Annotated in this window: 23 protein-coding genes and 1 tRNA gene; 11 read left to right on the top strand and 13 right to left on the bottom strand. The window is 40.7% G+C overall.

The window, feature by feature from the left end:
- Positions 1–44: 44 nt before the first annotated feature.
- From cysK to JWG41_RS17235, 3 genes are all read right to left on the bottom strand, one after another.
- The gene (gene cysK, locus JWG41_RS17225) at positions 45–959 is read right to left on the bottom strand and encodes a cysteine synthase A (RefSeq protein WP_002972008.1); all 915 of its coding nucleotides are present in this window, start codon (positions 957–959) and stop codon (positions 45–47) included.
- Positions 960–1025: 66 nt separating this feature from the next.
- A complete protein-coding gene (locus JWG41_RS17230; RefSeq protein ID WP_205271130.1) occupies positions 1026–1742 on the bottom strand; it encodes a HEAT repeat domain-containing protein in 717 nt (238 codons plus the stop codon).
- Positions 1743–1944: 202 nt separating this feature from the next.
- Complete coding sequence (locus JWG41_RS17235; protein ID WP_205271051.1) at positions 1945–2493, bottom strand: polyhydroxyalkanoate synthesis regulator DNA-binding domain-containing protein; 549 nt, start codon at positions 2491–2493, stop codon at positions 1945–1947.
- Between the two features lie 58 nt (positions 2494–2551).
- Here JWG41_RS17235 and JWG41_RS17240 point away from each other — a divergent pair, with 58 nt between their 5' ends.
- Positions 2552–3415: a hypothetical protein gene (locus JWG41_RS17240; RefSeq protein WP_205271052.1), complete on the top strand. Its 864-nt coding sequence runs from the start codon at positions 2552–2554 to the stop codon at positions 3413–3415.
- 9 nt (positions 3416–3424) lie between these two features.
- Here the strand turns inward: JWG41_RS17240 and JWG41_RS17245 are convergent, their stop codons facing one another.
- The 5 genes from JWG41_RS17245 to JWG41_RS17265 are packed head-to-tail and all read right to left on the bottom strand — an operon-like array spanning position 3425 to position 8233.
- A complete protein-coding gene (locus tag JWG41_RS17245) occupies positions 3425–4198 on the bottom strand; it encodes a hypothetical protein (RefSeq protein WP_205271053.1) in 774 nt (257 codons plus the stop codon).
- 17 nt (positions 4199–4215) lie between these two features.
- Complete coding sequence (locus tag JWG41_RS17250; RefSeq protein ID WP_205271054.1) at positions 4216–4725, bottom strand: TlpA family protein disulfide reductase; 510 nt, start codon at positions 4723–4725, stop codon at positions 4216–4218.
- Positions 4726–4730: 5 nt separating this feature from the next.
- On the bottom strand, positions 4731–5630 hold the full coding sequence (locus JWG41_RS17255) for a decaprenyl-phosphate phosphoribosyltransferase (RefSeq protein ID WP_205271055.1): 900 nt from the start codon (positions 5628–5630) through the stop codon (positions 4731–4733).
- Positions 5627–6652, bottom strand: a complete 1026-nt coding sequence (locus JWG41_RS17260; protein WP_332461310.1) for a hypothetical protein — start codon at positions 6650–6652, stop codon at positions 5627–5629. The genes JWG41_RS17255 and JWG41_RS17260 overlap by 4 nt, the downstream gene beginning before the upstream one ends.
- A 54-nt stretch (positions 6653–6706) precedes the next feature.
- Complete coding sequence (locus tag JWG41_RS17265; protein WP_205271057.1) at positions 6707–8233, bottom strand: TrkH family potassium uptake protein; 1527 nt, start codon at positions 8231–8233, stop codon at positions 6707–6709.
- Positions 8234–8359: 126 nt separating this feature from the next.
- On the opposite strand from JWG41_RS17265, the gene fusA reads away from it, so the two are divergent.
- The 7 genes from fusA (at position 8360) to prmC (ending at position 15153) form a co-directional block, all read left to right on the top strand.
- Entirely contained in the window at positions 8360–10480 is a 2121-nt protein-coding gene (gene fusA / locus JWG41_RS17270; protein ID WP_205271058.1) for an elongation factor G, read from the top strand.
- Between the two features lie 102 nt (positions 10481–10582).
- The gene (locus JWG41_RS17275) at positions 10583–11221 is read left to right on the top strand and encodes an LIC_10271 family cell wall hydrolase (protein WP_205271059.1); all 639 of its coding nucleotides are present in this window, start codon (positions 10583–10585) and stop codon (positions 11219–11221) included.
- Complete coding sequence (locus tag JWG41_RS17280; RefSeq protein WP_205271060.1) at positions 11221–12450, top strand: amidohydrolase family protein; 1230 nt, start codon at positions 11221–11223, stop codon at positions 12448–12450. The genes JWG41_RS17275 and JWG41_RS17280 overlap by 1 nt, the downstream gene beginning before the upstream one ends.
- Positions 12451–12475: 25 nt before the next feature.
- Positions 12476–13528, top strand: a complete 1053-nt coding sequence (locus JWG41_RS17285) for a tetratricopeptide repeat protein (RefSeq protein WP_205271061.1) — start codon at positions 12476–12478, stop codon at positions 13526–13528.
- Positions 13529–13539: 11 nt separating this feature from the next.
- Positions 13540–14172: a Crp/Fnr family transcriptional regulator gene (locus JWG41_RS17290; RefSeq protein ID WP_039936944.1), complete on the top strand. Its 633-nt coding sequence runs from the start codon at positions 13540–13542 to the stop codon at positions 14170–14172.
- A 17-nt stretch (positions 14173–14189) separates the two neighbouring features.
- Positions 14190–14262: transfer RNA gene (locus JWG41_RS17295), tRNA-Arg, on the top strand.
- Between the two features lie 6 nt (positions 14263–14268).
- The gene (gene prmC, locus JWG41_RS17300; protein WP_205271062.1) at positions 14269–15153 is read left to right on the top strand and encodes a peptide chain release factor N(5)-glutamine methyltransferase; all 885 of its coding nucleotides are present in this window, start codon (positions 14269–14271) and stop codon (positions 15151–15153) included.
- A 3-nt stretch (positions 15154–15156) separates the two neighbouring features.
- Here prmC and JWG41_RS17305 read toward each other — a convergent pair whose 3' ends face one another.
- Positions 15157–15603, bottom strand: coding sequence for a MarR family winged helix-turn-helix transcriptional regulator (locus JWG41_RS17305; RefSeq protein WP_332461311.1), 447 nt, complete (start codon positions 15601–15603; stop codon positions 15157–15159).
- 121 nt (positions 15604–15724) lie between these two features.
- Between JWG41_RS17305 and JWG41_RS17310 the strand changes: the two genes are divergently transcribed.
- Positions 15725–16582, top strand: coding sequence for an alpha/beta fold hydrolase (locus JWG41_RS17310; protein WP_205271063.1), 858 nt, complete (start codon positions 15725–15727; stop codon positions 16580–16582).
- A gap of 68 nt (positions 16583–16650) precedes the next feature.
- Here JWG41_RS17310 and JWG41_RS17315 read toward each other — a convergent pair whose 3' ends face one another.
- Positions 16651–17634: a malate dehydrogenase gene (locus tag JWG41_RS17315; protein ID WP_205271064.1), complete on the bottom strand. Its 984-nt coding sequence runs from the start codon at positions 17632–17634 to the stop codon at positions 16651–16653.
- A 28-nt stretch (positions 17635–17662) separates the two neighbouring features.
- Positions 17663–18712, bottom strand: coding sequence for a DsbA family protein (locus JWG41_RS17320; protein ID WP_205271065.1), 1050 nt, complete (start codon positions 18710–18712; stop codon positions 17663–17665).
- Between the two features lie 161 nt (positions 18713–18873).
- Here JWG41_RS17320 and JWG41_RS17325 point away from each other — a divergent pair, with 161 nt between their 5' ends.
- Both JWG41_RS17325 and JWG41_RS17330 read left to right on the top strand, forming a co-directional pair.
- Positions 18874–19191, top strand: coding sequence for a hypothetical protein (locus tag JWG41_RS17325; RefSeq protein WP_205271066.1), 318 nt, complete (start codon positions 18874–18876; stop codon positions 19189–19191).
- A gap of 2 nt (positions 19192–19193) precedes the next feature.
- Positions 19194–19832, top strand: a complete 639-nt coding sequence (locus JWG41_RS17330; RefSeq protein WP_205271067.1) for a hypothetical protein — start codon at positions 19194–19196, stop codon at positions 19830–19832.
- A 2-nt stretch (positions 19833–19834) separates the two neighbouring features.
- On the opposite strand, the gene thrB is transcribed toward JWG41_RS17330, so the two are convergent.
- Both thrB and JWG41_RS17340 read right to left on the bottom strand, forming a co-directional pair.
- Positions 19835–20788, bottom strand: a complete 954-nt coding sequence (gene thrB / locus JWG41_RS17335) for a homoserine kinase (RefSeq protein WP_205271068.1) — start codon at positions 20786–20788, stop codon at positions 19835–19837.
- A 153-nt stretch (positions 20789–20941) separates the two neighbouring features.
- On the bottom strand, positions 20942–22126 hold the full coding sequence (locus JWG41_RS17340; RefSeq protein ID WP_205271069.1) for an acyl-CoA dehydrogenase family protein: 1185 nt from the start codon (positions 22124–22126) through the stop codon (positions 20942–20944).
- Positions 22127–22392 lie beyond the last annotated feature (266 nt).

Below are 22392 nucleotides of genomic sequence, written 5' to 3' on the forward strand. Positions count from 1 at the left end.
GTCGGTGATTCGACTATTAATAGTTTGGTGATCTGTAGATCCTTCTAAACGAACAAACCTTCAACAGATAAATATCTTTCTCCTGTATCATAACAGAAAGTAAGAACCTTAGAACCTGCAGGAATTTCTTTTAGTTTTTTAGAAACGGCAGCAAGGCTTGCACCGGAAGAAGTTCCAATAAAGATTCCTTCTTTTTTTGCAGCAAGAACAGCCATAGTGAAGGCTTCGTCTTTACCCACAGTGATGATTCCATCCAAAAGTTCTGTTTTACAGTTTTTAGGAATGAATCCCGCTCCAATTCCCTGTAATGGGTGAGGACCAGGTTTTCCACCGCTAAGAACAGGAGATCCTTCTGGTTCTACAGCAAATACTTTGAGTTTAGGAAATCTCTTCTTTAGATTTTCCGCACATCCAGTGATATGACCACCTGTACCCACTCCAGTAATGATGTAGTCCAAACCTTCTGGAAAATCTTTTGCAATTTCTTCCGCAGTTTTTTCTCTATGAACAGCAATGTTCGCTTCGTTTTCGAACTGTTGTGGCATCCATGCGTTAGGATTGGCAGCAACAATTTCTTGTGCTTTGGCAATAGCACCCGGCATCCCTTTTTCCCTTGGTGTGAGTTCAAACTTAGCACCGTAAGCTGCCATAATCCGTCTTCTTTCCACAGACATATGTTCTGGCATCACCAGAGTGATAGCATACCCTTTAACAGCTGCTACCATAGCAAGACCAATTCCAGTATTCCCTGAAGTTGGTTCGACGATAAAAGAATCCTTTTTTAATTTTCCTGATTTCTCAGCTTCTTCGATCATTGCAAGAGCAATCCGGTCTTTGATGGATCCACCAGGATTTTGTCTTTCGAGTTTCATATAAACTTCATGATCAGTTCCAAAAAGTCGCGACAATCGTACGTGAGGTGTATTTCCGATGGCTTCTAGAATGCTATTTATTTTCATAATTTCTCCGCTCTGTCACATTTTAGGAGAAAAAGCGGATTTGTCCACAATGAAAATTAAGAAAACTTACGGAGTATGAAGAGAAATGAGAAATTGGTAATCAGATTTCATTTGTGTTAAAACTTTAGAATCATTTTCAGACTGAATCACCTTTTCTAAGTAAGGTGCCGAAATCCGAAAGTCCAATCGGCGGAGGGCATCGGAAGCTTTGGCCCGGACTTGTGGGTCTTTGTCTGTCAATGATTCCAAAACGGCTTTGTAGTTTTGATTGGGCAATCGTTCGAGTCCCACTACCGCAGATAGAATGGAAATTTTTGCATACGGAACTGATTCCTTACCAAGTGCCTCAACCAAACTAGGCAAAGACTCTTTTTTACGAGAAAGATAGAGGGCATCGGCAGCAGAACTTCGCAAATAAAAATTGGGACTAACGAGAGCCGATTTGATAGTGGATTCCGATTCGGAAGTTAAAGGCAAAGAACCCAAAGCCCGCAAAATCTCTCCACAAGCAAGTGCCATCGGAATTTCTCCATCCTCATAGAAGTAAGGACTCGAAAGGGAAGTGCTATCGGCCACACCATCCTTCCAGGTCCTCGTTTTCGGAGGATTGTGTTCTAAAATATTGGCAGATTCCTTTTGGTAGGTTTTGATCAAATGAGGAATCGCAAGTTTCTCTCCTTTGATTCCCAAAGCCTTGGCTGCATAAAATTTTACAGCCGGTGCATTTCCAGGGCTTGTTGGAAAATTGGGAGATCCTTCCATAGCGGAAATGATATCCCGGATTCCTTGATTAGATTTAACGAAGGTAAGTTGGTCTATTGCATCCCGAACTTCCATTAGATTGGAAGAGGAAAGACGTGCACGTTGGATCTCAAAAAATCGCTCTTCACTCTCCGCAAAAACAGCAAAAGGAAAATGAAATACCGGCTAAATATTCGAATCATTCTAAACGACCTCACGGGGTGGCCATTCTAACCGATTTCTGTTAATTTTCTTTTAATTTTTCTGCGACTTCTTTTAATTTTTCGGAAAGATCGCCGAGGGTGGCTTTGTCTTCTTCCAAAATGGACTGGCTGAATTTTTCCAAATCCCTTTGGATTTGTTCCTTTTTCTCGCTGGCCCTAGAAGCCATTTTGCGCAGGAGATCTTCGCGATAATTGCTAAAGTCTGCTTCCTGCAATTCCCCAAGTTGTACCATGGAAGTGACAATTTTCTCCAATCGTTCCGAGGTCAGGTAGTTGGCACCAATCCCTCCAAGAATCAAACGTTCGAAAAGTCCCGAAACATCCCGTCCCGTTTCTCTGATCAGAGAGGTTAACATAAAGTTAGAAAAATCTTCGTTTCTTTGCCCCAAGCTGACTTTGAGAAAGGTCTGTCCTAAAATTTTAGGAGTGATGTCTTCTCCCGTCATATTGTCTTGGACTTTGATTTCTTCTCCTCCAATGATCATCTTGGCCACATCTTCTAAAGTGATGGTGGAACTGGTTTCTGGATCATAGAGCCTACGGTTGGCGTATCGCTTGAGGAGCTTCATCGGAGATGCTTTTTAAAATGACTTTCAAGCCTAGGGGGTCAACTAAAATACAATCGTAATGGACTCTCTATTCGGTGCTGTTTTGACACAAGTTCCCGACGCGGAAAAAAATCTGATCACCGCATGGTTACAAGTACAGGGATTCGTCGTAAAAGAATGTACACAGAAAACTTGGAAAGACCATCCGGATTCCATTCATCTTTTCTCCAAACCAAGTCCAGAGATTACAAAAGAATTACTAGATTGGAGCATTGAACCCATATTATGCGGTAGTTTTACAAAAGAAGAAAAAGAAATTTATAAAAACATTGGTGTCTCCCTACTTTGGGAAAAACCATATTCCGAAATCAATACTCTACCAACAAATCCTTTAGGATTGTCAAAATTGACATGGGTGGTTTACACAAAAAACCCCATATTCGACAAACATCTGTCAGTATTTCTAAAAGCAATGGGCCAAACGGTTTTCACAGAAGGAAGTATGGAATTTCTTTTTAAAAGAATCCAAACAGGGCCTTGTCATTTTCTCATTTTGGATTGGGATGTCTTAGATCCAAGAACGGTAATTCCGGAACTTTCCAAACTCAAAAGAGAAAAACAGTTTTTATCCATTGGAATCAAAGACTTTATGAAGGAACATCTCTATAGGGATTTAAAAACAGGGATTGGAACCATCTCTGAAGTTCTTGTTTCCCAGTCCGATTTTTGGAATGTTTTACTTCATTCTTTTCCACTTTCCGAAGAATCAAAAGAGTTCCATGGCTGGAAGGAAACTTCAAATTCCGTATCCAAACTCAGTTTTACTTTCCAAGAAAAACAAATTCCCATCGCCATGCAGTTAACAGAAACTACAATCTTAAAGAAAAAACAATCCTTCCCACAAATTCAAAATCTATTAAATTTATTTGATTGGTTTTTGTAACAAACAAACTCATTCAAAGAGCAACATATCATCACTAGAAAGTTCACCGGCTCCTCGGTTCGGGAAAGCCTGTTCAAAAAAGAGAGCTGCGAGTAAATCAAAATCTTCGTCTTCTTCTTTATGTTCTAATTCCCAAAGTTCATTTCGGCGTTTGATAAGTAGCGATACAGTCGCATCTTCCAAGGCAAATTCAATCTTCAAACGATTCAAAGTGCGAATGAAAAAATTTAAGTTATAAATCACATAGTCGCGAAAGTAAGTAAGACCTGCAATGGTAGGTTCGTATTTCAATAGTGCTTCTGTCAAATAACAGGCCGTTTTTAAATCTTCTGTTGCCCCTGTTTCTTTATAGGCTTTGAAGATATGATGGACTGTTTCATGCATCGAAATCGTAGAATGATACGAGTCTTCAATCAGTCTTATGGCTTCGGGATGGGATTCCATATAAGCAAAGACATCTACAATTTCACGATTGGCAGAGGCACGTTTTCTTTCCGCGTCGCTTGGATCGTTTGTGATTTTTGGATCTACAAGTAAGATAAAAAGATATTTGGTTTCGAAAGCAAAGCGAGATTCTTTAGGAATGTAGTATTCGATCCAGATGGGTTCTTTGTAGTAATCGATGGACTCCTGGAAACTCAGTTCCGGTGTAACTTTGAGGGACTTGAGTTTTTTTACGTCATCGGTGATGACCTTCTTTCCTTCGACCCGAGTTTTACTGCGTTTGATTTGTCGGAGTTCCGACTTGTTCAAAAGCGGTTTGGGTTTAAAGGAAGAATCCATGTTATATCATCGACAGATTAGAAAAAGCGCAAAAGAAAAGTACGGAGCCAAAATCCAATCGGACTTAAGATTCCTGTATCAGAAAATACAACCCTACCCTCAGCATTTAGAAAAACCGTCGTGGGGTAGGCAGAAATTCGCCATTCTTTTAAAATTCGGTAGTCGGCAGAATAGATGGGATGTTTGGCATCGGGGGTTAGCTTTGCCATAATTTCTTTGGTTTCTTCCGAATCCTCGGCTTCGAGGACAGAAAGGAAGATGGTGGACTTGGGTAAAAAGGTTAAATTGGCTTCGAGAATGGGAGCATAGGCCTTACAGATGGTGCACCAAGTGGCCCAAAAATATACCACTTTCGGGTGGCCTTTCCAGGAATTGGCTTCTGTGGGAGTGGTGGCCAAGATTTCAATCGGAACCCCGGGACGTGTGTCCCTTCCCTTAAAGTAAGCAAAACAAAGGGTGGTCGAAAAAAAGAAAACAAAGGCGAAGACCACCTTCCATCCATACGGTAACTGCTTCCAGATTTTCATAGTCTCTAATGTAAGACTGGTGGTTGACCGGATAAGTTCCCAAACATCAAAAATAAGATGAGAGCTAACCAAATAAACCCAGAAACAAGAACACTCACATCTGTGAGGATGGCTTTGGTCGGGTTATGACCCATGTTCTTGATATAGATGATGTATAACGAACGAAAGATAGCATAGACAACAATGGGAACTGTATAGACCATATAAGGAGTTCCTAAACTTTTTGCTGTTTCCGGACTTACCGTATACATCACATAACTCACAAGAGTGAGTGTCGCAACAACAGCCATCATCAAATCCAAAAACTCAATCGAATACTCTTCTAAGATCTTTCTATGTTTGCCCGCATCGGTTTTTAGGATATTGATCTCTCCCCTACGTTTGGAAAATCCCCAAAAGAGAGCCAACATAAAAGTACAAAGTAATAACCAATGAGAAAATTCCACTCCGATGACAACAGCACCTGCAATGGCACGTAAAACAAATCCAATGGAGATACTCATCACATCCAGAATCACAATATGTTTCAGGACTTTGCTATACAACATATTGAAAAGGAGGTAAAAGATAGTAAGGTAAAAGAAAACTGGAGACAATTTGTACGCACCAATGAGTGCCACAGGTAAAATCACACCGGTAATCGCCAAAGCAATCCCTGAATCGAGTTCCCCACTCGCTAGTGGTCTATTTTTTTTCTCTGGGTGAGTTGCGTCTTCTTTTTGGTCTAAAAAATCGTTAAACACATATTGGCAACTGGCAACTAGGGAAAAACAAATAAAAGCCAAACAAACTTTTGTTAACGAAGGAAGTTCAAAGATTTTTTTAGAAAAAATCAACCCTGCAAACAGGATTACGTTTTTCACCCACTGGGGAACTCGCATTAATTTGAGATATAGGTAGATCATTTTTTCTTCACTTTATAGGCTTCAATGTATTTCATTTTCAATTTAATCGATTTTGCATCCTTTATGGTTGGGAAAACCAATTGGATTTGAGGATCGGATCCTGTTGTGATCATTTCCACAGTTTCACCTGGTGATTGTTTGCCGGCAGTTTTGATATCCACAATTTTCAAAAAATCTTGGTAGTCTTCTGGCAACAAATTAGGACTCACTACTATTTTTTTAGAATAAATTTCTTTTCCTTTGGAATCAAAAACGCTGATTTGATCCAAAACAAAACGAATTCCTCTCTGCTCTAAAGGATCAATCCTAAGTCCACCAAAGAAAGACATAGATTCATTAAGAGGAAATTCATAATCCACCCAATTACCAATGTCTTTTTTTAAGACAGGCAATGCAATAACCCTTGATTCTGAAGTTTCCGGTTTTTCCTTACTTTTGAAGGTATACAATTTGATGGTTTGGTCTTTCAATACTGGAAATTTGTATTGGTAATAGATATAACCAATAATACTAAAAGAGAATACAATACCGATGATTCCGATGCGAACCTTTCGAAACCAACGAAAGGTATCGAGAGGTGTCGTTAAACGCGAGTTAAATTCTTTTTTAGACTCTTTCAAAAGAAATTCATAAGTATCAATCGCAAAAGTTAAAATTTCGTCCAGTTCCTTTCCATTGAGTTCCGAAAGTCTTTCCCATGATTCTAAAAACCGGAATGGCTTCGATTTTTTTTCCGACTCTGGAATGGAAAAACCAGCAAGGTTTCCCCCAACGGGAATCTCTTTCTGCCCTGTTCTTAATAATTGAAAATTAACTAAATCATAAGCGAGTTGGCGAAATAGAAGTTTTGCATCTTCCCATTTTTCGTTTGTCAAAAGAAGTTCAACGGATTCCAATCGGGAATCTATTTGAAATAGGGCTTTTTTTCGAGAATCTTTTTGTTTCTCAAATTCCAGTTCCGGAGGGGTTAAAACCGGCGCCATCCAAGGCAAAAACAATAAATCCCGAATGCGTAATTTCACAAATACCAACTCTTCCCTATCCTCAAAATACTAAAACTGATTTTTATGTCCATTCTAACCGACTTGGATTTTCACACCATCGTCAATGGTTCCCATTTTAGGAACCCCTGAGTGACCGGTGGCAGCAATGAGAACAGTGAAAATTCCCACCCGACCCACATACATCACTGCGGCATAAAACAACTTTTCGACATCGCCCAGTTGGGAAGTAAGATTCAAACTAAAACCAACTGTGGAAAAAGAAGAGATGAGTTCAAAGAAAATGACATGCAAAGAATGTTGGTTTTGGTCCAAAATTCCAAGAAATATAAAGATAAACGCCAAAGCAATGGTGGCAAGAAAGTAAACACGAATGGCAACGGCGACCGAATTTTTGGATACTATTTCTCCAAATAACATGACCGGTTTTGAGGGTTGGATCACGTTTTTCAAATAGGCAAGTAACAATACAAAGGTGGTGATCTTAATACCACCTGCAGTACCTTGTGGACCCCCACCAATAAACATAAGAACGGTAATGATGATCACAGTGGCATCATTTAGGTGGCCAAGATCCATAGTAGAAAACCCGGCAGTACGAGAACAGACAGACATAAAAAAGGCATTGGAGATTTTATCAACAAGAGCCATTCCATGAAAGGTATGTGGGTTTGATCTTTCTAAAAAATAAATCCCAATAAAACCAAACAGTAACAAGGCAGAAGATCCATAAACAAGGACTTTGGATTGGATCCTTGTGGTTTCCCCCCGCAAATGTTTGTTATAATCTCCGATACGATTTTCTAAAAACGCAGAAACCTGGGCCGGAAGTAATAAAAGCCTGGGAACATTTCCTGTTTTTAATGCCTTTTCCATCATCAGAGTTTCTGCCATCACTTCAATTCGGTAGGCAATCCGAACAAAAACAGTAAGAAGAAACTTTTCCAAAAGAATGATCACGGGAAATCCAATCCCTCCAAAAATCACAAGACCGGAAACAATGTACAATGAAAAGGGATCCAAACGTAAGGCACTCAAATCATCCGTGACGGAAAAACCAGCGTTGTTAAAGGAAGAGACAGCCGTAAAGAGGGAAAAAAACCAACGAGTGTTTCCCCCTTCCACTCCATCCGGCATATGAAGGTAAAGTCCAATCGCACCTAAAATCTCAAGAGAAAAGGAAATATTGATAATGGAGAGTAACATCCGATTCACTTCATTGGTATCAAGCGATTCGGTTTCGGCCTGGGTATCAATGGCGGCACCCACAAAGGCCTTAAAACGAGCGTTCCTGGAAATTCCTTGGGTAATGAGAAATCCGACGATTACCGTAAAACTGATGATTCCAAGACCACCAAGTTGGATGAGAAAAAGCATAATCCAATGGGTGGATGGATTGAGTCCGGAAAGGGGAACCGGAGAAAGCCCTGTCACACAAATAGAGGAGGCAGAAAGATAAAAACTATCCACATAAGAGAGTTCTCCTTCTTCCGAAACATAGAGAGCAATGGAGCCGACAAGGATGGCGGCAAAAAAACCGAGACAGACCACTCGGGCAAAAGACAATGTTCGAAAAAATCGACTGAAACGTGCTAGTGGCATATTCCCCTAATCTCTACTTTCTCCAGGATTTTCCCTTTGACCAAAAATCCCAAGTACTTTACAAACGCCGTCCATTTCAGATTTTGGTAGAATCAATTCAACTTTAACCATTATTTTGAGGAAAATATGACCTCTGCGACAGAAACAAAACGCGACCCTAAATTGGACAGAATCCGTAACATCGGAATCTCTGCACACATTGACTCTGGAAAGACAACACTTACCGAACGTATTTTATTTTATACGAACAAAATCCATGCCATTCACGAAGTTCGTGGTAAAGACGGTGTGGGTGCTACTATGGACAGTATGGATCTCGAAAGAGAAAGAGGGATCACTATCCAATCAGCAGCAACTTATGCTACTTGGAAAGACATCTCCATCAACATCATCGATACTCCGGGCCACGTTGACTTCACGATTGAAGTAGAACGTTCTTTGCGTGTCCTTGACTCTGCGATTATGGTTCTTTGTGGGGTTGCGGGCGTTCAGTCACAATCCATCACTGTTGACCGTCAGATGAAACGTTACAACGTTCCACGTGTTGCTTTTATCAATAAACTAGACCGTACAGGTGCTAACCCTTGGAGAGTCATCGAACAACTTCGTGAAAAACTTTTCCTAAATGCACATGCGGTTCAACTTCCTATCGGTTTGGAAAATGATCTGAAAGGGATTGTTGACCTTGTCGAAATGAAAGCTTATTACTTCGAAGGTCCAAACGGTCAAGACATCAGAATCACCGATATCCCTGATGAATTAAAAGACCAAGCAAACGAAAAACGCGAAGCTCTTCTTGATGCAGTTTCACTTTTCAGTGATGAACTTACTGAAGAGTTATTAGAAGGAACTCCTTCTGAAGCACGTGTGAAAGAAGCAATCCGTCGCGGCGTTCTAGCTCTTAAATTTGTTCCTGTATTTATGGGTTCTGCTTTCAAAAACAAAGGAGTTCAAAGACTTCTGGACGGAGTTGCAGATTACCTTGCTTCTCCTTATGATGTTGATAACAAAGCTAAAGAAATCGGAAACGAAGAAAACGAATTCAGTTTAGAATCAGATCCAGAAAAACCATTGGTTTGTCTCGCATTCAAACTTGAAGATGGTCGTTATGGTCAGTTAACTTATGTTCGTGTTTACCAAGGTAGACTCGAAAAAGGTATGACGATCTACAACTCTTCTAACAACAAACGCCATAACATTGGACGTCTCGTTCGTATGCACTCAAACGATATGGAAGATATTTCGAAAGCAGAAGCTGGAGATATCGTAGCTCTATTCGGTATTGATTGTGCTTCCGGGGATACTTTCACTGATGGAAAAGCAAAAGTGACTTTGGAGTCCATGTTTGTTCCAAACCCAGTAATCTCCCTTACGATTGAATGTAAAGAATCAAAACAACTTCCAAACCTTGCGAAGGCACTCAACCGTTTCACTAAGGAAGATCCTACCTTTCAAACAGAAATCGATAAAGAGTCTGGTCAAACCATCATCAAAGGGATGGGGGAACTTCACTTAGAAGTTTATATCGAACGTATGAAACGTGAATATGGTGTGGATCTCGTCACTGGGGCACCACAGGTTGCGTATCGTGAAACGATTACTAAATCTGCAGAATTTGATTATACCCACAAAAAACAAACGGGTGGTCAAGGTCAGTTCTCTCGTGTGGCTGGTTTTATCGAACCAATCCCACAAGAAGAAGGCAAAAATTACGAATTCGTAGATAAAATCGTGGGTGGATCCATCCCTCGCGAATACATCGGATCTTGTGATAAAGGTTTCCGTTCTTGTTTAGAAAGAGGATCCCTCATTGGATTCCCTATCATTGGAGTTCGTTGTGTGATCAATGACGGTGCTTACCATGATGTGGATTCATCAGATATGGCATTCCAAATTGGTGCTCGTTACGGTTTCCGCCAAGGATTCGGTAAAGCAGCTCCGATCATTCTCGAGCCTATCATGAGAGTGGAAGTAGAAGGTCCTACTGAATTCCAAGGAGCGATCCTTGCATCAGTCAACCAAAGACGTGGTATGATCCTAAACACAACCGAAGAAAACGGTTATGCGAAGATCGAAGCGGAAGTTCCTCTTGCTGATATGTTCGGTTACTCCACAGTGCTTCGTTCCTCTACTCAAGGAAAAGCAGAGTTTGCAATGGAATTTGCCAAGTATGCTCCTGTTCCAAGAAACGTAGCGGACGAGCTCATGAAGAAATACAAAGTCAACAAGTCGTCCGACGAAGAATAATCACTCTTCGTTCAGTCCTTGGATTTTGGAAAAGGCGGGTTCACCCGCCTTTTTTATTGCCCTCTCCTTGAGACATGTCGATACATTTAGAAGGGTTACCGGATGCGAAGTCTTCGATACATTCTATTTTTTTGGGGATTCCTTCTCCTATTTCCGCTTCACTCCAAACAAACGCCAAAACAAGAAATCCCCTCCTCCTACCGGGTCACGAAAGGTGATTCCTGGTTTGGAATTGCTAGAAAATTCAAAATAGCCCCCGAAACCTTAGCCAAGTTAAATGGCCGCACCACCAAAGAAAATTTATACGAAAGGGAAGTTCTTCGGATTCCTAAGGGAGAGGAAAAGATAACCGTGATCCCGGAATCAGTTCTCCCGGAAAAACCAGCTCATCCTTTGGTGCAAAGAGAAAGGATCGCAAAAAAATTTTCCGAACTCACCTATGACCCGCACAAAGGAATCCAATTCCAAAGAGGTGTCTCCTCTCTCGTCAGAGCAAGCCTTCCCGGAAAAGTGGTGCATGTAGATTATATGGATGGGTATGAAAACTTTGTGATTTTAGAACACCAAAACGGATTGTATTCCGTATATGGAAACTTGGAAAGAATCCAAGTGACAGAAGGCCAACAAGTGAAATCAAAAGATAGATTGGGAATTTTAACCAAAGACAAAGGCCTCTACTTCCAAATGAACAAACAAAAACTCAGTTTGAATCCCGAACGAATTTTGGAGAGAGGCATCTAATGGCAAATTCCATCCTCTTCCAATCCGGTTCGGTATATAGAAACGGGAAGTTAGAAACAAATGATCTCCTTGTGAACGGCGAAAAAATTTCTGCCATTGAACCGAAGATCACACCGAGTAGTGAAAATCTAACAATCTCTCTCCAAGGGAAAAAACTCTATCCTGGTTTTATCAATTCCCATGACCACCTACTCGCAAGTTACTTACCCAAAGTGGGAGGTACAGAAAAACACCAGTCCTGGTTGTCTTATGATAATCTTTATAAAAGTTCTGGGGTTTTTGCCGAACGCCAACAAATCGATCCAGAAGTTCTATACTATCTGGGTGGTTATAAAAATCTTTTTGCTGGTGTCACAACGGTCTTTGATCATATCCCCCATCATGTACAAAATCCATTCCGAGGAATTTTACCTGTAAAACTGATTTCTGATTATACGATCGCTCACTCCGTAGGAAATTATAGTTTGGGTTGGGGTGAAGGGCCGGCCTTAGAATACCGAATGGCCGAACATGCAGGACTCCCCTTTGTAACCCATCTGGCAGAAGGAGTTGATGATGATTCAAAACAATCCCTTCGCGTTCTGGAAAAAATGGATGCCCTTGGCGAACATTCTGTACTCGTTCACTGTTTACCCTTTGGACAAAAAGAAGTCGAAAAAATCCTAGATAAAGGTGCCTCCGTTGTATGGTGCCCTACCTCGAATCTTCATATCTTTGGAAAAACAACTAATATCAAACTCTTTTTAGATATGGGAGTTAACGTATGTTTGGGGACGGATTATTCTCCCAGCGGATCTGTTCATTTACTTGAGGAATTAAAAACAGCAAAGTCCATCTACTTCGGATTGTATGGGGAAGAATTAGAAGAATCCACATTACTCAAAATGATTACAGAAAATCCAAGAAAAGCATTTAGATTAGGAAATCCTGATGCACTGATGCCTGGCCTTTCTGCCGATTTACTTATAGTAAACGACGATAAAAATGCAAACGAAGTCAATGTATCAGAACTATCCTGGAAACACATTGATCTAGTTGTGATTGATGGGTATCCCATTTATGGGTCCATAGAATACAAGTCACTCTTTCTCCATTTCGGTTTAGAAACAGAAGAATTATCCATTGATGGTAAAACTAAATTGGTAGCTGGTTCACCAAAAAAACTCTTGAAACAAGTTTCTGACAGTGTCGGTTACAAAAAGAGTTTGGCTTTTTTACCTAATTTTTGAAAATGAAGCGCAAGCGAGGCATGAGTTGTCAGGTCCCATAGTTCGTAATTACAAAGGAGGTTCCATCGTCTACTTCGAGAAAGACAAGGCGGAGGATATCTTTGTACTACAAAAAGGTCGTGTTGTACTAACTTACACGAATATCAACGGTGTGGAGCTGAAAGAGGATGTAAAACTCGGTGAGTTTTTCGGAGTTAAGAGTGCCATCGGTCGTTACCCCCGAGAAGAAACGGCACAAGTCATTGGAGCCGCTACAGTTCTTGTTTTTAAAGTCCCAGAATTCGAAAAATTCGTATCTGACAAAACCCATTTAATCATCAAAATGCTAAAAGTTTTCTCGAGCCAGCTCCGCCAAGTCCACAGGCAGGTTAGGGAAATCCTCGGACAAGGGGAAGCCAAAAACCCGGCCTTTGAACTGATGAACGTGGCTGAAGTTTATTACAAAAATGGCAATTTTGAACATGCCGCCTATGCCTTTGAAAAGTATTTACAACATTATCCTGACGGAATGTATTTAGATCGTGCCAAACAATTGGTTGACCTGGCTCGTAAAAAGACTCCTTTCCCTCTCACCATACAAGAGTTAGTTTATAAACCAGAGCCGGGAGCCCAATCAGGCAAACTGCAAGAAATGCTAAAAACCATGGCAGTTCCCGCGCAGAATTCCACATCCAGCGTAGATCCAAATTCCATCCTTTCTCTATATGACAAAGCCTCTACTTTTATGAACGCGGGAAAGTATGCCGATGCCATTGATCTTTTTAAAACCGTTTCCGAAAGGACCGATTCAGTGACCCAAGAAGAAGAACAGTTTGTGGAAAATTCTTTTTTTTACATGGGTAAATCTAGTTTCAAAGCCAAAGACTATCCCAGTGCCATCACACATTTTTCTAATTTTATAAAAAAATATCCCAAAGGCCTTCTACTCAAAGAAAATCTATACCACCTAGCACTTGCTACAGAGGCATCCGGTGATAAAGAAAAATCCAAACAGTTATTCCAAAAGGTAACTCAAATGCCACCTTTGGATGATAGTATCTCGGAAGATGCTAAATCCAAACTCAAAGGAGGCAAATAGTGAACGACCAAATGTTAGAAGCCATGTTCGGAAAGTTTGGGAAGGTATTCCAACCCAACGAAGTCTTGTTTTGTGAATATGAACCGGGAAATGACTTTTACCTAATTAAAGAAGGGAAAGTCAAAATCACAAAAACCATCGGGACTAGCATCAAAACTTTGGATGTTTTAGAGTCGGGAGATATTTTAGGAGAGATGGCGATTCTAGAGGAACAACCTCGTTCAGCCACTGCGATTGCAGTCACAGAAGTGAAGGCTCTGAACTTCAATCGTGCCAATTTTGAAATGCTGATGACGAAAAACCCGGCACTGGCAATGAAACTCCTTCATATTTTTTCCTTTCGGATTTATGACCAAAAACGCCGCCTCATGATCCTTCTTATGGATGATATCATCGGAAAGGTTTGCGACGTCTTTGTAATGTTATACGAAAAGCAGTATAACAATGATGTATATAATGAAATTATCCTTTCTGCGACTGTAGATGACATTGCCAATTGGTGCGCCCAACCTGTGGGAGAAGTACAAAAGGTGCTGATGCAGTATGTAAAAACAGGCAAACTAGATCTCTATCCGGATAAAATTGTTATTCACAATATCTCCGATTTCCAAAGGATAGTGAATCAGAAACGTAAACCTACGTAAAAAGCGTAAAAGCTCAAGCTCCCATAGCTCAGGTGGATAGAGCACTAGTTTCCTAAACTGGGGACACAGGTTCGAATCCTGTTGGGGGCATAAGATATGGCGGAAGAACCAGGTACTCTACTTTATTATTTAAAACGGTCTACGGAATTTCTAGAGAAAAAGGAAATTCCAAACCCACGTGTGGATGCCGAATGGATCCTTTCTGATCTCCTAAACTTACCTCGAATCAAACTCTACTCGCAGTTTGAAATGCCTCTTGGCCAAAAAGAAATTGATCTTTATCGCGAACGTATCGTTGAACGAAGTAAACGAAAACCCGTAGCCTATATCACAGGTAAAAAAGGATTTCATAAATTCGATTACTTGGTGACTGAAGATGTTCTGATCCCAAGGCCAGAAACAGAAGAACTTGTGGATTACCTTTGGAAAGGGAAAGAAAACCTGAGAACAAATCCTACCGATGAAATCCAAATTTGGGATTTATGTTCAGGGAGTGGATGTATTGGGCTAAGTCTTGTCCAACTTTTAGAATCCAGTTTTGTGACTCTCTCAGACCTTTCAGAAAAAGCAATTGATGTGAGCCGGCGCAATGCAGAAAAATACCAGCTAACAGAAAAAACCGAATTTTATGTTTCTGATTTGGACTTATCGCTCCCTAAAGAATTAAAATTTGATTTGATTGTCTCAAATCCACCCTACATTCCTGAATCAGAAAAACCAGAAATTATGCCCGATGTATTAGAGTTTGAGCCTCACTTGGCCCTCTTTGTTTCTGATTTTAAAGAATTCCACAAACGATTGTTATCTGCCGTAAAGAACAGGCTACACCCGGGTGGGAAGTTTATGATGGAAACCCATCCCTTGTATATGGATGATGTGGAATCTCTGGCAACGGAACTAGGTTTTCTTTCCCCAAAAAGAATTTTAGACAGCTCCAAGAAGGAACGATTTTTCTTTGCGGAAGCCCCTTCTCTTTCTTAAACTTTATTTTTTCTCTTTCGCTAACTGGACAGAAGATTGGATTTTAAAAAGAAGAAGATATAAATCTCTTTCATCAGTATCACTTAAATCCTTTCGAAAGACCGAATCGGCAGAAGCGACGATGGGAAGTCCTTTTTCCCAAACATCTTTCCCCTTCTTTGTAAATCGCAAATGATAGTATCGTTTGTCCTCTGGAGAAACTTCTCGTTTCACCCAAGCTTTTTTGACCCAACCATCCACAAGCCGGGATACAGTGGTTTTCTCTTTCACCAACCGGTCACTTAAATCCTTTTGACTCAAGAATTCCGATTCGACCAAAGGAAGGAGCTGCATCCACTCATCAAACTGCATTCCGATTCTTTTGGTTGTAAATTCGTTTGCGAGAAACCTCCTCATGAGGAGCAGGGTTTCGCTCATATGAATGCCCAAATAAGCAGAGATTCCTTTCACAACTTCCACTCCATTTATTTTACCTACACCTTTCAAGTCTTTTTTAGTTGCAAGTAGCAACCATATAGTTGTATATTGCAACTATATGGAATTTTATATTAGATTCCAGGAGAATTAGAATATGAGTTGGACATACCAAACAATCGAAAGGGAGGGATTTGCCCTTCAGGTGGCAAGGAACCAAACGGATGGCCCACCCCTTTTTTGGATCGGCAGTGCCATGTATTATCCTCGAGTGATCCCCTTGGAGATTGCGGAGAGATATCAAATCACTGTGATTGACCAAAGAGGATTTGGCAAACGAACCATAACGGATTTGGAATCCCGAGAAGATTACGCCTTAAATAAACTACTCGAGGATTTTGCCTTCCTCCAAAGAGAATTAAAAATCCCACCCTGTCCGGTAGTCGGCCATTCAGGGCATGGGTATATGGCTCTTGCTTATGCTGCTTGTTATCCGGAACTTGTATCCAAGCTTTGTATGATCTCCACTGGCCCAAGCCATGGGAGCCACCTACTCGAAGCCGAAGTTTACTTCGAAAAAGAAGCATCTGACTTACGTAAGGCGACCCATATCGCCAATCAAATTCAATTCCAAAAAAATATAGAAACATCCCCAGAAGACTTCTTTATCCATTTTTGCGTGAGTCAGGAAGCCAAAGGTTTTTACCAAATCCCTTTTCCTTCCAGGGAGTTTTGGAATGGAATTCATACAAACAAACTCGCGTTTGATTATCTTTTTGGGGAAGTGTTTCGAGATATTATTGTATCAGAATACTTAAAAAAAGTTTCTGTACCGATTTGGATTTGTATGGGAAAAGAAGACTTTCAGGTGGCACCGCATTACACTTGGAGATCCATTCTAAAAGAATTTCCAAAAATCAAATGTACTATTTTAGAAGAATCGAGCCATTTGCCTTTTTTGGAAAGACCAGATGAATTCTTAACCCAATTCCAAAACTGGTTACAAACAAAATAAATTAGGTATAAAAAACCCGCCACCTTTCGGTTAGCGGGTTCCTTCAACAAAGTGTTGTGGGTTAAAAATTAACCAAGCATGTCTTTCACTTCGTTTCTTTCTTCTTTCAACTCATTGTGAGTGATGTCAAATTTTTCCTTACCGAAAGCATTGATTTCAAGACCAGTTACGATCTCTACTTTTTTGCCATCAGATTTCAGTGGGTATCCAAAGATAAGACCTTTGTCCACACCATACTCACCATTAGAATGGCAAGCAGCACTGAACCAATCTCCCGCTTTTGTAGGAGTCACAATGTTATGCACTGTATCCACTACTGCATTTGCTGCTGAAGCCGCAGAAGATGCCCCGCGTGCTGCAATGATGGCTGCTCCTCTTTTTTGTACAGTAGAGATAAAATCTCCTTTTAACCAGTCGTGGTCAGAGATCACGTCTGTTGCAATTTTTCCTTTGATTTTTGCATTGTAAAAGTCTGGGTATTGGGTTGCGGAGTGGTTTCCCCAAATGGCTACATTGGAAACATCTTTTACAAGAACTCCTGCTTTTTGGGCAAGTTGTGTTTTAGCACGGTTTTCATCAAGACCAGTCATCGCAAACCATCTGTCAGACGGAATACCTTTTGCATTATTCATAGCAATGAGTGCATTTGTATTACATGGGTTACCAACAACAAGAACTCTTACGTCGCTTGCAGCATTCTTCTCGATTGCTTTTCCTTGAGTTGTAAAAATTCCACCATTGATTTTAAGAAGGTCTCCCCTTTCCATTCCTGCTTTTCTAGGAACAGAACCAACGAGGAGTGCCCAGTTGATGTCACGGAACGCCTCATCAATGTTAGAAGAGACTGATACTTTTTCCAAAAGAGGAAATGCACAGTCGTCTAGTTCCATAATGACACCTTTTGCAGCAGGAAGTGCTTGTTCCAATTCCAATAATTGGAGTTCTACTGCAGTGTCAGGTCCAAACATTTGTCCTGAAGCGATACGAAATAGTAGTGCGTATCCGATTTGTCCGGCAGCACCAGTAACAGCAACTTTTACTTTTTTGCTCATATAAATTTTCCTTTAACTTTATAATCTATTATTGTTTTAATTCTTTTTGAATGATCTCATCAAAGTTTTCGAAAGGTAATGCTCCCGAAACAAAGATCCCATTGATAAAAAATGCAGGAGTTCCACTCACACCGACTTTCTGACCATCTTGGATGTCTGCATCAATTTCTGATTTTAGTGTAGGTGCATTTTTCATACAAGCTTGGTATTTGTCTTTTGGTAGACCTGCTTTGATGACAAGTGCATCTACATTGGCTTTACTCAAGTTTCCTGTGTTTTCAAAAAACAAGTTAAACACATCCCAATACTTTCCTTCTGCAACAGAACAATTGGCAGCCATATGTGCATACATTGCATCTTGGTGGAAAGGAAGAGGAAAGTCACGGAATACCCAACGAATTTGGCCTTTATATTTTTCGCGGAGTTTTTGGTTCACATCTTGGCTTCGTTTGCAAAATGGACATTCGAAATCAGAAAATTCGATGATTGTAATCTTTGCATCTTTTGGACCGATAGACGGGTTATTTTTTTCTTCTACAGTCACTCGAACGGCAGCGGGTTCTTTGATCAAAAATTCAACAGGATATTTTGTAACAATATCACGGTAAACAGAACGACTATGTTCTTGTTCTTGTTGGTTTTTTAAAAACCCAACAATTTTGTCTTTTGTCTCATTTAAGGATTTTCCACCTAACTGAGCTTTATTGGACATATATACATTGATGATATCTTCTTCTGATGGTTCTCTCGGAGTAAACCCTTGAGTTAATACTTCCGAAGGTTTGATGTTTTTGTCTTTGGCTACAAGTTCAAATAATTTGTCCTGAGCAAATTCACCCAGAGTATTTTTGATGAGTGCCTTATATTCCGATTGGAATTTAGAATAAGCAATGGGAGAAGTTTCCTTCACATCACTTAAGTCATATTTTTTTCCGCCGATACTGACTGCATCTTGGGTAATATAATCCTGAACAAAGGAAGGTACACTGACCAAAAAGAGCAGAACAAAAACTAAGTTTGTCGCAAGGACGATCTTGGAGATGGGGTTTTCCACCCACTTTTTAAAATTATTTTCCATCCCTGCCAGCTTCCCGGCCATAAAGCGGGCAATCAAACGGAAAAAACTGAAAAAAAGAAACGATTTTGCTAAAGCCTACCCCGAAATAACCGAAAATTTGAGGGAGGGAAAAGGAAATTTTTTTCTCAAAAGCTGATCCTGAACACGGAGGTTTGGGAAAAATGAACACCATTAACATTCAAGGAAATTCGCACACATCGGTTCCCCCCACGATTCCAACCCAAACGGGGAAACAATCGGAGGAAGGAAATGAATCCCTTCCCGAAAAATCGCAAAACCTTAGAGCCACGAAGAAGGCAGAGGCGGAACGAGAGGCCAAAGTAAAACCGGAAGATTTGGTTTTAAAACCAACTCCCGCTTCATTGGAAGAAAAATTAAACCAAATCATCTCCGCCGAAGAAGTGAAAGACTTACTCTCTCTTGTGACACGAACTCCCCTACCGTCTCCAAAAAGCCATAGAGTAGATACAAAAAGGTAAGTTTGTTTCTTAGCATTGCCATTCTTGACAGCTTTATCCTAGTTCTTAGCGGAGTGTTGACCGTTGCCGTTTTAGGACTAGGGCTTGTTGTGTACAACCAATTCATCCATCCTATCATTTCGAGAAAAGAATCTGACCGTTTCATTCCTGTCCAAACCGGAGACAAATACGATCTCGTTGTGGACGAACTCAGTCGATTTGCTACCTTTCAAATTGGAAGTAAAACGGGGCAGCTCGCCACTCGCTGTAATGCGATCTCCGAAGACCATCTCATCTTCCAATTCAAAAAAAGTCGGGATAGTGAAGACTACACCATTACTGTTTTAAAAAATGGCCCGACCTTTTACAAACCACCTCGCATGGAACATTATGGGAAGATGGAATCCAAAGAAAGTTTTGAATCCTATGAAGTCATTGGCCATCCCGCTGAATTTCGAATCTCTGATAAAATCGCCAAAGAACGGATGGTAAACTACATCGAAGTTTCCCTCACCTCTTCCTTTTATTTCAACCGGTCTGGAAAGGAACGAATGAAATTTACATTTGAAGTGGGAAAGATCCAACCGGGGATCAATAGAAAAGCGCGGTTTCGTGGAGATGTCTACGGATTTGGAAAAGAAGAAGGAGCGGACGAAGACTAAAACTATTTGGTTTGGATACGAACCCCAAGCCCATCGGGTTTCACTCGTTTGAAACTATAAGCAATCCCAGAAGTTTGCATCACTTGCCCAATCTTTTCCTCTAAATCTACCTGATACCGTTTGACTGCCTTTCGTTCTAAAAACACAAGTAGACTTGGGCCCGATCCAGATAAACAATACCCAACTCCTGCCTCTTTGAAAAGATCCGCAAGTGGATACAAAGGAGAGGACTTGGGAATTCTATAGGGTGTATGCATTTTATCTTCTAACGCAATCAGAAGATCACCAAACTTACGTTTGTCTAAAAAATGCATCCAAGCACCGATACGAGATAAATTAAAAATCACATCGGCCGTCGCATAGGTTTTAGGAAGGGCTTTTCTAGATTCCTCAGTGGATACATGGAATTCTGGGGTTAATACAAAAATTGCCACTGAGGATGGAAATTTTTTACGGAAATAACGCAATGGTTCACCAAATGTAGAGTATGCGAAGACAAACCCACCTAAATAAGCAGGTAGAGTATTGTCTGGATGGCCTTCGAATTCAGCCAAATACTGAGTAAAAACTGATTCCGCTGGTACAGTGGCCGCATCCAATCGTTTATGAACTTCTCTTGCTAAAGAAAGCCCGGCTACTATGGCAGAAGCACTAGAACCAAGTCCTCCTTTTAATGGGAGAGAGAGGTTCATTTTACAATGGTAAGGCGGGGCGATTGTTCCGGGTAAAAACTTCTGGAAGTAGGCAAGATAGGACTGATAAACCAAATCTTCTTTTGCTGAAAACGGCAACGGTTTGCCGTTTTTTAATTCTGTTTTTGGTTCTGTAATTTCTTTGGAAAAAGTAAATTCAAATTCATTTCGAAGATCGAGAGCAAGGCCCATGAGATCGAAACCAGGCCCCAAGTTGGCGGAAGTTCCCGGCACTTGTATGAAAATCTTAGGAAGGCGAATCATCGTTTCGCCCAGGCTCTAAGACGGGTTTCGAAAATCAACCTCTCTTTCGATCGAAGTATTGCTCACTTGAATTGAGTCCTCCATCCCAAAATCGATCCATCCCCCTTGGAGGCCGGAAAAGGTTTGAGGATGGATACAAACAAATTGGAACCTTTACTCAGACCAAAGTTTTTTTAAGTCACTGGCAATGTTCTTTTGCATGGCTTCATTCGTTCCACCACCAATACTAAGTAAGATGGCATCCCGATGCAAACGTTCCACTGGATATTCGCGACAGTATCCATACCCGCCGAGAACTTGAATGGCATTTCTAGAAACACGCTCCGCCATTTGTGTTGCCACAAGTTTCGCAGAAGCAGCTCCCAGTGAGTTACGCACATCGGGTCCAAGTTCACTTGCCACATGATAAACAAGAGCTCGTGCGGCTTGGTAGTCAGCATAGGACTCAGCCACCATCCTTTGGATTTGTCCAAACTCCATGAGTTTTTTTCCAAAGGCTTCTCTATGACGGATGGTATAATCACACATGATATCGATACAGCGACGAGCAATCCCCAGTGACTGGGCGGCAAGGGTCACACGTTCGATTTCTAAATTACGCATCATATGAGTGACAGCACCGTTTTCCACACCGAGTAAATTCTCTTCGGGGACTTCCATATCTTCAAAAACAAGTTGGGTGGTAGGAGAGGAACGCATCCCCATCTTCTCTTCTTTTTTTCCGACCGAAAAACCTTTGTAAGACGATTCAATGACAAAGGAGGTCATTTTTTTCCCATTTTTTTCTAACTTTGTATAAAGAACAAAAACCTGACCTATCGATCCATTGGTGATGTATTGTTTCACACCATTGATGATATAACGATCACCCTTCTTCACGGCGTGAGTGGTCATTCCCAGAACGTCCGTTCCCGCACCGGGTTCAGTCATCCCCATTCCCCCAATCCATTCTCCGGTAATCACCTTACTTAAGTACCGAGCTCTCTGCGAAGGATTGGAACTATAGAAAAAATTATTCACAAAAAGTACTTCGTGAGCTAAGTAAGAAAGAGTAAATCCTGGATCAAACCTGGACATCTCTTCATGAATGATGACAGAGGCAAGTGGATCGAGTCCATGCCCACCATCAGCTTCTGGAACAGTGATTCCAAAAATTCCGAGTTCAGAACCAAGTCGTTTGAAAAGCAAGGTATTGAATGTTTCTTTTTCATCGTTTTCTTTGGCTTGTTCATCCATTTCCCGTTCCGCAAAGGAAGCCACAGACTCTCTAAGGGCCAAATGGTCTTCTGTCGGATTGAATAGATCCAGTGAGGATTTTTTTGTCGAAAGCGTACTCATTCGATAATTTTTTCGTACTTTTCCTGAGCCTGTAAACGAAAAAACCAAGACCCATTACATTCTCACGATTGAATTCGCTACAAAAAAGAACAGTTTCTGATAGAGGGAAAATCAGAACCAAGTAGAAACTTTCCGACACACCCTAACTCTAGTTATTCCACTAACAATCATTGACACATCTTATGATAAGATAAAACAAAAACTACACTCATTGATAGAACAACTACTTATAACTAGTGATTATCCTATGAGGAAATTCCTATGTA

The sequence above is a fragment of the Leptospira chreensis genome (genome assembly GCF_016919165.1).
GTDB lineage: Bacteria > Spirochaetota > Leptospiria > Leptospirales > Leptospiraceae > Leptospira_A > Leptospira_A chreensis.